At 60.7% G+C, this 8683-nt stretch carries 8 protein-coding genes; 2 read left to right on the forward strand and 6 right to left on the reverse strand.

What is annotated here, in order from left to right:
* Nucleotides 1–149 precede the first annotated feature (149 nt).
* The 5 genes from entH to entC are packed head-to-tail and all read right to left on the reverse strand — an operon-like array spanning nt 150 to nt 4976.
* Nucleotides 150–563, reverse strand: a complete 414-nt coding sequence (gene entH / locus ABLU88_RS16090; RefSeq protein ID WP_046878152.1) for a proofreading thioesterase EntH — start codon at nt 561–563, stop codon at nt 150–152.
* Nucleotides 564–1319, reverse strand: a complete 756-nt coding sequence (gene entA / locus ABLU88_RS16095; RefSeq protein ID WP_014837779.1) for a 2,3-dihydro-2,3-dihydroxybenzoate dehydrogenase EntA — start codon at nt 1317–1319, stop codon at nt 564–566.
* Nucleotides 1319–2170, reverse strand: a complete 852-nt coding sequence (gene entB, locus ABLU88_RS16100) for an enterobactin biosynthesis bifunctional isochorismatase/aryl carrier protein EntB (protein ID WP_025108237.1) — start codon at nt 2168–2170, stop codon at nt 1319–1321. Before entB ends, entA begins: the two co-directional genes overlap by 1 nt.
* A 13-nt stretch (nt 2171–2183) precedes the next feature.
* Nucleotides 2184–3791 carry a (2,3-dihydroxybenzoyl)adenylate synthase EntE gene (gene entE / locus ABLU88_RS16105; protein ID WP_025108238.1) on the reverse strand — a complete coding sequence of 536 codons (1608 nt, stop codon included), beginning with the start codon at nt 3789–3791 and terminating at the stop codon, nt 2184–2186.
* Between the two features lie 9 nt (nt 3792–3800).
* Nucleotides 3801–4976, reverse strand: coding sequence for an isochorismate synthase EntC (entC, locus tag ABLU88_RS16110; RefSeq protein ID WP_025108239.1), 1176 nt, complete (start codon nt 4974–4976; stop codon nt 3801–3803).
* Nucleotides 4977–5163: 187 nt separating this feature from the next.
* On the opposite strand from entC, the gene fepB reads away from it, so the two are divergent.
* On the forward strand, nt 5164–6123 hold the full coding sequence (fepB, locus tag ABLU88_RS16115; RefSeq protein WP_032748644.1) for a Fe2+-enterobactin ABC transporter substrate-binding protein: 960 nt from the start codon (nt 5164–5166) through the stop codon (nt 6121–6123).
* Between the two features lie 229 nt (nt 6124–6352).
* The gene (locus ABLU88_RS16120) at nt 6353–8470 is read left to right on the forward strand and encodes a glycosyl hydrolase family 18 protein (RefSeq protein ID WP_202861542.1); all 2118 of its coding nucleotides are present in this window, start codon (nt 6353–6355) and stop codon (nt 8468–8470) included.
* 10 nt (nt 8471–8480) lie between these two features.
* Here ABLU88_RS16120 and ABLU88_RS16125 read toward each other — a convergent pair.
* A partial coding sequence (locus tag ABLU88_RS16125; protein ID WP_049098760.1) for a hypothetical protein occupies nt 8481–8683 on the reverse strand: 203 nt, incomplete at its 5' end.

An 8683-nucleotide genomic window follows, 5' to 3' on the forward strand; every position in this document is an offset into this window, starting at 1 on the left:
GGCCCGCAGACGATGATGAACCCGTAGCCCGGTCAGCGCAGCGCCACCGGGGAAGCACACCGCAGATGACGGTGAGTTGTCCGGAACCACAGACGGCGCGTTACCCGTAGCCCGGGTAAGCGCAGCGCCACCCGGGAACAGGCTATGCCTCAGCCGAGGACCGCCGTGCCCAGACGGCAGGTGCAGCAGCGTCGTCCCCGCTCGTCGAACACCGCAATTTCCCAGCTCTGGCCCTGACGCCCCAGGTGCAGCGCCCGGCATTCGCCGCGGACTTTGCCGCTGGAGACCGCCCGGTGATGGGTGGCATTGAGCTCGGTCCCCACTACGCACTGCCCCTCTTCGGTCATCAGCCACCCGGCCATCGAGCCCAGGGTTTCCGCCAGCGCCGCGGAGGCGCCGCCGTGCAGCAGCCCGAACGGCTGATGGGTTCGCGCGTCGACCGGCATTTCCGCTTCCAGCAAGCCCTCCTCAAGCCGGGTATAAACGATGCCCAGATGCGCCACCATCGTATTGACGCTGGTCGCGTTGAGTTCATCCAGCGTCAGCTGACGTTTCCAGGCCATTTATGCCCCCAGCGTCGAGCCGCCGTCCACCACGATATCCTGCAGCGTGATATGGCTGGCGTGGTCGGAGGCGAGGAACAGAATGGTATTGGCAATCTCCTGCGGGCGGGCGATTTTGCCCAGCGGAATGCCCAGCTTAAACTGCTCACCGAAGCCGCGAATGCGCTGCTGCTCAGCGTCATCGCTCACCCACAGCGTCCGCTGCATATCGGTATCGGTAGAGCCAGGAGAAACCAGATTACAGCGTACGCCGCTGCCCGCCAGCTCCAGCCCGACGGTCAGCGCCAGGCTCTTCAGCGCCGCCTTTGATGCGCCGTAGGCGCTCATGCCAATGCGCGGCGTATGCGCAGCGTCGGACGCCACGGTCACAATCGCCCCGCCTTTTTGGCGGCGGAACTGCGCCATCGTCTGCTGGAACAGGTTAAACGCCCCGCCAACGTTAACGGCAAAGGTCTGCTGCCAGTCTTCCTGGCTCAGCGCATCGGTCGCCCCCATCCGCAAAATACCGGCGGCATTGACCAGCACATCCAGCCGCGCGATCCCTGCCAGCAGGCGGCCGCACGTCTGCGCCACCTGCTGCGCGTCGGCAACGTCCAGCGTCTCGGTGGCGAACGGGTAGCTTTCGCCGTCGAACGCCAAATCAAACCCGGTTACCTGCGCGCCGGCCTCAACGAACGCCAGGGCGGTGGCGTAGCCGATCCCCTTGCCCGCGCCGGTGATCCACACGGTCCGGCCGTGAAAATCGAGCCCGTTCATTATTTCACCTCGCGGGAAAGCAGCGCCCACCAGGCATCAATGGTCGGATTTTTCGCCAGCACCACGAAGTCGATATCGCCGTGCACTTTACGCCAGCGGGCGGCGAGCGCCATCATGCGTACCGAATCCAGGCCGTAGTCGATCAGGTTTTCGTCATCCATCGGTTCGTCGGATTCATCCAGCAGCGGCAGCACCAGCGCCCGCAGCGCCGCTTTCGATGCCGGCAGCGGCAGCAGCTCTTCGGTCATCACCACTCGACCGGAGCGACCCGCCACGTAGTTGAGCGCCATCAGGTGCTCCTCGCGGCTGAAATCGGCCAGCGCGTCGGCAACGAAGAACGGCTTAATATCGCGCATAAACGCATCGGTCGCAGTGGTCATGCAGCCGATATGGGCATATACGCCGGTGATGATTAGCTGATCGCGCCCCGCCTCTTTCAGCATCTCCTCCAGCGGCGAGCGATGAAACGCGCTGTAGCGCCACTTCACCAGCACGGTGTCGTTGTCGTCCGGCGCAAGCGCGGCAATCACCTGCTGCTGTTCCGGCGAACGGGTCAGGCCCGGCCCCCACATGTCGTTCAGCAGCGCGCGGTCTTCATCGCTCTGCTCTTTCGGCTGGGCGGTGTAAAAAACCGGAATATGGTTCTGTTTGCAGAACTCGCGCAGGGCGGCGATGTTGGCCACCACTTTCTCCATCATCGCGCTGTTTTCGCCCCAGAAGTTAAGGAAATACTCCTGCATATCGTGGATCAACAGCGCGGCACGGGACGGCTCAAATGCCCAGTTCACTTTATTCGCCGGGATATCGCTGGCTTCCGGCAGCGCGTAAGCCTGTAATTTTGGGATTGCCATTCTGTCTTCTCCTTCAGCCCAGCTTGCGTTCAGCCAGCCACTGACGTAATTGTTTTTTATCGACTTTGCCCACCGGCGTCAGCGGCAGCGCATCAACGCACTCCACGCGGTCCGGCAGTTTAAATTCTGCGACCCCTTGTTCCCGCAGGAAGCGGCGTACCGCCACCGCGCGCAGAGGCTCTTTTACCACCAGATATGCGCAGCTCTTTTCCCCCAGCAGGCTATCTTCCATGCTGACCAGCGCGACGTGGATCACCGCCGGATGGCGCAGCAGCAGGTTTTCAATCTCTTCCGCCGCGATCTTCTCGCCGCCGCGGTTGATCTGATCTTTTTCCCGCCCCTGCACGGTGATATAGCCATCTTCATCGATCGAGATCAGATCGCCAGAGCAGTAGAAACCATCGGCATCAAAGGCCTCGGCATTATGCTGCGGGCTCTTGTAGTACCCGCGGAAGGTGTAAGGGCCACGGGTCATCAGGCGCCCGACTTCGCCGCGCGGCAGCGGATTACCCTGCGCATCGGCCACCCACACTTCGTCATCAGGACACATCGGGCAGCCCTGGGTATTGATAATGCGCTCGGGGCTGTCGTTGAGGCGGGTATAGTTCACCAGCCCCTCCGCCATGCCGAAGACCTGCTGGAGCTGACAGCCGATTTCCGCCGGAATACGCGCGGCAAGGGTCGCGGACAGGCGCGCCCCACCTACCTGCAGCAGCCGCAGCGACTGCAGACGGGCATTGCTGCCGGACTCATGGATCTCCTGTAACCACAGGCTTACCGCCGGCGGAACCAGCGAGGTCAGGTTAATCTGGTGCTTTTCGATCAGCGGGAAGCAGAGGGTGGCGCTCGGGTCGTGCGCCAGCACCACCACGCCGCCGGCGAGGAAGACGCCGAGTGAACCCGGCGAGCTCATCGCGTAGTTGTGGGCGGCGGGAAGCGCGTTCAGATAGCGCGTTTCGGCGCTTACGCCGCACAGCTGGTTGCTGCGGCGAATGCTGTATTCGTAGTCGTTATGAGTACGCGGAATGAGCTTCGGCGTACCGGTGCTGCCGCCGGAGAGCTGGAAAAAGGCCACTTCGTCAGCGGGCGTCGGATGCGCGACGAAATTATCGTCAGGCCGCGCGATGGCCGCCGCCAGGCTGCGTTCGCCGCCGTCGTTCAGCAGCAGGGCCACGCGTACCGACGCATGCTGGGCGACAAAAGCGTTAAGAAAATCATCATCGGCAAACAGCGCGTGTTCGCGGTCGGCAATCAGCAAAGCGGGTTCAATCTGCGCGGCGTAGGCGTTCAGCTCGCTACGCTGGTGGCTGAACAGCGCGTTGACCGGCGCAACGCCGATACGCAGCAGCGCGAAGAAGGTGATATAAAATTCCGCAACGTTGCCCAGCTGCACCAGCGCCGTTTCGCCGCGCTTCAGGCCCTGACGCTGCAGCGAGGAGGCGAGGTTATCCACCAGGCGGTTGAATTCACGGTAGCTGTAGCTTTTGTCGCCGTCGATAATCGCGGGAGCGTCGTTTTCCGCATGACGGGTAATCAGATGGGTTAGCGGCAGATCCTGCCAGTAACCTTTTTGCCGATAGCGGGCCGCAAACTCTTCCGGCCAGCGGGTAAATTCGATCATCATAGTCCCTTATTGCAAGCCGAATACGTTCAGCATGGTGGTCAGTTTGACGCCGGTTTCGCGCCACTCGCCTAGCGGCGAAGAGGCCGGGACGATACCTGCGCCAGCAAATAGCCGCAGGGTGCGCTGCTGCAGGCGCGCGCAGCGGATGGTCACCACCCACTCGCCGTTGCCTTCATCATCGCACCAGCCGACGATGCCGCCGAACAGCTGACGGTCGAACGGCTCCAGTTCGTTAATCAGGCGTTTCGCCGCCTGATGCGGGAAGCCGCTCAGCGCCGGCGTCGGGTGCAGCAGGCAGGCCAGCGACATGGCGTTCTCATTTGCCAGCGCGGTGCCCTGAATCTGCGTCGCCAGATGCCACAGGGTCGGCGTGGTGATCAGCTGCGGAGAGTCCGGCAGGGAGAGTTCGCTGCTGCGCGGCGCTAATACGGCCTTCATCGCCTGGGTCACCAGCTCATGTTCGTGGCGGTCTTTTTCCGATGCCAGCAGCCTGTGCCCCGCTTCGCGGTCCAGCACATCGTCCGGCTGGCGACGGGCCGAACCGGCCAGCGGCAGAGAGCTGAAATGCGCGCCTTCTTTACGCAGCAGCAGCTCCGGGCTGGCGCCCAGCAGCACGCCGCCGTCCGAGAGCGGCACGTGGAAGTTATAGCTGGCCGGGTTCTGGGCGATCAGGCGCTCGAGCAGCGCCCCGCTATCAACCCGTTCGCGGGTGGTGATATCAATCAGGCGCGAGAGGACCACTTTGTCCACTTCCGGCGTCGCGGTGAGGGCCGCCGCGCGCGCCACCATCGCCATGAAGGTGTCCTGTTCGGGGATCTCCCGGCGCTGCACCACGTCCATCGGCTGTTGCCCGGACGCATAGCGCGCGGAGTGCTGCTTTTCAGTGCGGGAGAACGCTGTCCAGCTCGCGGGGATAAACAGCTCGGAAGGCTCACTGGTATCGAACGGAATGGCGCCGACCATCACAGGCTTTGCGATCCCGGCAGCCCGCGCCGCTTTAAACGAGGCCGCTATTTTTTGCTGAAACTCCCCGTCCGGATTATCGCCGTCGGCGGCCGGATGAGAGAATCGGCTAAAGCAGCCAGCGGTGGTGAAGCTGCGGTACGGCGACATAAAGAAGAAGCTTTCCGGCGGCAGAGTCATTTTTTTCTCCCGTACTTCCTCAGCCAAAGACGTTTCCATATCATCCTCCAAAAACGATAAAGATATTACGAATAATTATCATTTATATTTTGGTTGGGTAACCTAAAAGGTATTGCGCGCTATGTCAACCGTACAGGTAGCATGTTGTGCGACTTAAGCTTGCATCGACGCCGCTCACAGCTGAAAATGAGAAGCATTTATCACTACTTAACCAGGATGCGAATACGTGAATTTCTCCACCTTTTGCCGCCGTACCCTCCTCGCCAGCGGCCTGGCGATTTTCGGAATTAGCTCAGCGCTGGCGGCAGACTGGCCGCGTCAGATAACCGACAGCCGGGGACCCCATACGCTGGAAAGCCAGCCGCTGCGTATAGTTTCCACCAGCGTGACGCTGACCGGCTCGCTGCTGGCGATTGACGCGCCGGTGGTGGCCAGCGGGGCCACGACGCCCAATAACCGCGTCGCCGACGGTCAGGGATTTTTACGCCAGTGGAGCGATGTGGCGAAAGCGCGCAAGCTGTCGCGCCTCTATATTGGCGAACCGAGCGCTGAGGCCGTCGCGGCGCAAATGCCGGATCTCATTCTGATTAGCGCCACCGGCGGCGATTCGGCGATGATGCTCTACGACCAGCTTTCCACCATCGCCCCGACGCTTATCATTAACTACGATGATAAAAGCTGGCAGGCCCTGCTGACCCAACTGGGGGAGATTACCGGCCACGAAAAACAGGCGGCGGAGAGAATCGCGGAGTTTGATAAAAAGCTGGCGGCGCTGAAAGAGAAAATGAAGCTGCCGCCGCAGCCGGTCACCGCGCTGGTCTACACCGCCGCGGCCCATAGCGCCAATATCTGGACCAAAGAATCCGCTCAGGGACAGCTGCTCGAGCAGCTGGGCTTTACCCTCGCCGACCTGCCCGGCGGGCTGCATGCCAGCCAGAGCCAGGGAAAACGGCATGATATCGTGCAGCTGGGCGGGGAAAACTTAGCCGCCGGACTTAACGGCCAGAGCCTGTTCCTGTTTGCCGGCGACCAAAAGGACGCCGACGCGATTAACGCTAACCCGCTGCTGGCGCATCTGCCCGCCGTTGAAGGCAAACGCGTTTATCCGCTGGGGACGGAAACCTTCCGCCTGGATTACTACAGCGCCGTACTGGTGCTGCAGCGCTTAGCGGCCCTCTTTGCGTAAGCCACGCTTCCCGGCGCCGGTCGCCGGGATCTCATCGCGCCTCATTTCATATATCATCGCGTTGTTATAACAGGCTTTTTCACCGTTTAACGCCCTATCACCCTCATCGCCCATCAGCCGAAATATCATCGTTTCAGTTGTTATTTTGTGATTAGCCCCGGCCGCCGCGTTGCCCGATTATCTGCCCCACACCGCTTGAGGTGGTCATTCAACACAGAAGGAAATTAACGTGGCAACGAGCAAATTGATTAAGGGCGATACGCTGACCGAAACCAGCAACGCCGCAGACGGCTTTAACCCGGCAACAGAAGTGAGCGCATACAGCTATACCTCCGCTCGCGTCGCTAAACCGGTCTATAACAAATACAAAGCCTCCACCACCAAACCCAAAGTCTTCGGCTACTACACCGACTGGTCACAGTATGATGGTCGTCTGCAGGGCGATAATTCAAAAGATAACCGCGGTCGCGGCTACGACCTGACCAACGTTTCTCCTACCGCCTACGACAAAATCATCGTCGGTTTCGTCGGCGTGACCGGCTTCCACAAAGTAGACAACCTGTGGCGCGACGTGGTTGCCGAAGGTGCCGATCAGTGCGGAAAAGTGAAGTACGAGCCCACCTTCCTCGACCCGTGGGGCGACTTCCAGTCTTACGTTAACGTTGGCCACACCGTCAGCGGCTGGGATGTCGATCCGAAGACCGTGACCCAGAGTAATACTAAAGGCCTGCTCGGCGGCCTGCGCGATCTGCAGGCCAAAGCGAAGCAGCAGGGCCACGACCTGGTGCTGTCCATGAGCATCGGCGGCTGGAGTATGAGTAACGGTTTCCATGAAACCGCCGCGTCTGACGCCTCGCGTAAGGTCTTTGCCAAAGGCGTGGTAAAACTGTTCAAGCAGTTCCCGATGTTCAGCGAAGTGGACATTGACTGGGAATATCCGAATGCCGAAGGCGCTGGCAACCCGTACGGCCCGGAAGACGGCGAGAACTACGCCCTGCTGATTGGCGAACTGCGTAAGCAGCTGGACGCCGCAGGCCTGAGCAACGTCAAAATCTCCATTGCCAGCTCGGCGGTGGTCAAGACGCTCGGCTACTCTAACGTCAATGCGCTGCTGGAAGCGGGCCTGTACGGTATCAACGTGATGACATATGACTTCTTCGGTACCCCGTGGGCGGAGAGCGTGACCCACCACACCAACCTGAAGGCGCTGGAAGAAGGCGGCTGGGGAGTGGATACCGTTGTCGGCCATCTGCTGTCCGAAGGCTTCCCGGCAGAGCGAATCAACATTGGTTACGCTGCCTACACCCGTAACGGGCGCAACGCGGAGCTGGAATCCCTGTCCCCGCTGAAAGGCACCTATAGCCCGGGCACCGGCACCACCGTAGGCTCCTTCGAATCGGGTACCACCGAATGGTACGACATCATTTATAACTACCTGGATCTGGAAAACCAGAAAGGCCGTAACGGCTTCAACGTCTACACCGACAAGGTTGCCGACGCGGACTACCTCTACAACCCTGACAGCAAACTGTTCATGTCCCTGGATACGCCGCGCACGGTGAAAGCCAAGGGCGAATACGCCGCCAGCCTCGGCCTGGGCGCGCTGTTCACCTGGACAATCGACCAGGACAACGGCGTGCTGGTTAACGCCGCCCGTGAAGGTCTGGGCTATGAAATAGCGTCTGAAGTTATCGATATGGAGCCGTTCTATTTCGAAGGCATCAACGTCGACCCGGCGGATGAACCGGCTGAACCGGAGGAAGAGGAGGAGGATACCGTCCAGCCTGAACCGTCGGTAAACCATGCGCCGAAAGCCGCTATCGAACTGATGGTGGTAGGCGGCTCCCGCGTGCGCCTTTCCGGCGAAAAATCTTCTGATGAAGATAACGACGAGTTGACCTTTAGCTGGGGCGTGCCCGCGGCGATCAACGTCGCCGATAAAACCGCGGCGGTCATTGAGTTCGATGTGCCGAAAGTGGCTGCGGATACCGAGTACACCTTCACCCTGTTCGTGCGCGATACCTGGGGTGAACCGTCAACGCAGCAGCGCTTTGTGCTCTCCGTCGTCGCCGCGACTCAGACTGATGATACCGAGGACGAGCCGGCTGACGACCAGGATCGCACCGATGATACGCCTCAACCGGCAGATGATGATGCTGTTCCTTCTGACGAAACCACGCCTTACCCGCTGTGGAATGCCAGCACCGTCTATGGCAGCAACTGGGGCAGCTTTGAAATCGTGAGCTGGAAAGGCCATAACTACCAGGTGAAATGGTGGTCTCAGGGCAACCAGCCGGATCTGAACTGCGGTCAGTTCCAGGTCTGGAGCGATCTCGGCGCGTACTAAGCGTAAATCGTCACTGACGAGTGATAGCCAGCCCCGGAGCAATCCGGGGCTTTTTATTATCGCTCTTTTCGGTTTTCCCGGTGGCGCTACCGGGCAACTGCAGGTCGGTAGCCTGGGTTGCTCCGGGATGAATGCATCGGTGCGGCTTCTTCCCGGGTTGCGCTGCGCTTACCCGGGCTACGGGTCCACCGCCGTCTGCGGGCCGGTAGCCCG

Origin of the sequence: Klebsiella sp. GW_Kp182 (assembly GCF_040062275.1) — a bacterium.
Taxonomy (GTDB): Bacteria; Pseudomonadota; Gammaproteobacteria; order Enterobacterales; family Enterobacteriaceae; genus Klebsiella; species Klebsiella michiganensis.

Coding starts and splice junctions, on each gene's coding strand:
- entH (WP_046878152.1), bottom strand. CDS start 563: ATGGCCTGGAAACGTCAGCTGACGCTGGATGAACTCAACGCGACCAGC.
- entA (WP_014837779.1), bottom strand. CDS start 1,319: ATGAACGGGCTCGATTTTCACGGCCGGACCGTGTGGATCACCGGCGCG.
- entB (WP_025108237.1), bottom strand. CDS start 2,170: ATGGCAATCCCAAAATTACAGGCTTACGCGCTGCCGGAAGCCAGCGAT.
- entE (WP_025108238.1), bottom strand. CDS start 3,791: ATGATCGAATTTACCCGCTGGCCGGAAGAGTTTGCGGCCCGCTATCGG.
- entC (WP_025108239.1), bottom strand. CDS start 4,976: ATGGAAACGTCTTTGGCTGAGGAAGTACGGGAGAAAAAAATGACTCTG.